The sequence below is a fragment of the Paraburkholderia ginsengiterrae genome, from assembly GCF_001645125.1.
GTDB classification, from domain to species: domain Bacteria; phylum Pseudomonadota; class Gammaproteobacteria; order Burkholderiales; family Burkholderiaceae; genus Paraburkholderia; species Paraburkholderia ginsengiterrae.
The window spans coordinates 1-1572 of sequence record NZ_LXKA01000008.1 but is presented as its reverse complement, the minus strand read 5'-3'; the positions used below and the strand labels follow the sequence as shown (position 1 = coordinate 1572).

General features: G+C 64.1%; 1 protein-coding gene and 1 pseudogene. Both read right to left on the bottom strand.

All coding sequences use genetic code 11. The features are described from left to right. A partial coding sequence (locus A6V37_RS00075; RefSeq protein ID WP_165614496.1) for an FAD-dependent oxidoreductase occupies window positions 1-652 on the bottom strand: 652 nt, incomplete at its 3' end. 393 nt (window positions 653-1045) lie between these two features. Next, window positions 1046-1572 (bottom strand): annotated as a pseudogene (locus A6V37_RS00070) (MFS transporter); the annotation flags it as partial.

The window sequence follows — 1572 nt, the reverse complement described above, 5'->3', positions numbered from 1 at the left end:
CATCCACGATGGCAAGCGTGTGCTTGCCGGTGTGGACCTGCACGCCCAACTCCTCGATCTTGCTGCGCAGAACCCGTCCGCCGCCTTCGTCGACCTGCACCGCCATCAGCCGCGGGGCGAACTCGACGACATGCGCGGCCAGTCCCATGTCATGCAGCGCCTTCGCGCATTCCAGCCCCAGCAGGCCACCGCCCACCACGACGCCCGATTTCGCGCGCGCGCCGCATGCCTGCATCGCTTCGAGGTCTTCGATGGTGCGATAGACGAAGCAGTCCTGACGATCGCTGCCTGCCATCGGCGGAACAAACGGCGACGAGCCGGTGGCGAGCACCAGTTTGTCATAGGAAAGCGTCTCGCCAGTGGAGAGGCTCACCGTGCGGGCTTCCCGGTCGATCAAGAGCGCCTTCGTGTCGAGCTTGAGCAGCACGTTCTCGCGCTCGAAGAAGCCGGGCTTGACGAGCGACAGGTCCTCCGCCGACTTGCCCGAAAAGAATTCGGACAGATGCACGCGGTCATACGCCGGGCGCGGCTCCTCGCACAACACCGTGACGTGCAGCGCGGCTCGCGCGTCGTCGAGCAGACATTCAAGCAGCTTGTGCCCCACCATCCCGTGGCCAATGACGACAACGTTCGTGACGGGGGCTTCAGCCATTTCCGACTCGGTTCGCGGCATGATTTTTCGTCCGGCAAATAAAAAAGCGTCCCGCGGATGCAGTCGAAAGATGACTGAATTCGGGGGACGCCGTTGTCCAAAAACCAAAGAGTTAAAGCGTGACGCTTTGCTGCGGGCTAGCCGGATCATCGTTGATCCGCTGGCTTGAGTTACGCAAAGACCATGCCATAACATGGCAACTCATTGACGGCCCGTCCAGCATGGTCAACAGGCGTATTGCGAGGCGCGTCCATCGAAAATGGCTTGATGCAATTTGATGCGGTGGGGCACAGTCGTGGTGCGGCGCAGCACTCACACCGTGCAGCGCGCTGCGCGAATCCCAGCGGCTGCATGGCAGGGATAGCGGCTTGCCGCACGCGCCGGCATGGGTCGTCAGTTCGCCAAACCATTGGTGCCGGTCACAGTCAGCGCGTGCTCGCGCAGCGCCGCTTCGCGTGCCTCGTGTTCATGGCTGAAGCGCACTGCCAGCGCGCACAACGCGGACAGCGTGACGAGCATGCCGAGCAGCGCGAGTGTCTGCTGCACGCTGCCAACGCCTTTCATCAGAAAGCCCGCCGCCACCGCGCCGACATTGCCACCGGCGCCAATCACGCCCGCGACCCCGCCCAGTGCCTTGCGGTCGATGAACGGCACCAGCGCGTAGGTCGCGCCACAAGCCATGTGCGTGAACAGGCCGAAAACCAGCATCGAAGTCACGGCCAGTGCGACGCTGTTCGCGTGTGAGAAACACAGGAGGCCCAGACCTTCGCCGACGATCAACCCGAACAGTACAGTCGCGCGGACGTCGAGGCCGCGGCGCGCGGCGGCCTTGTCCGACAGCCAGCCACCCAGCGCACGGGCGAACAGGGCGAGCAGACCGAAGCTGCCGGCGGCAATGCCTGCCGCCTTGAGCGACAGAT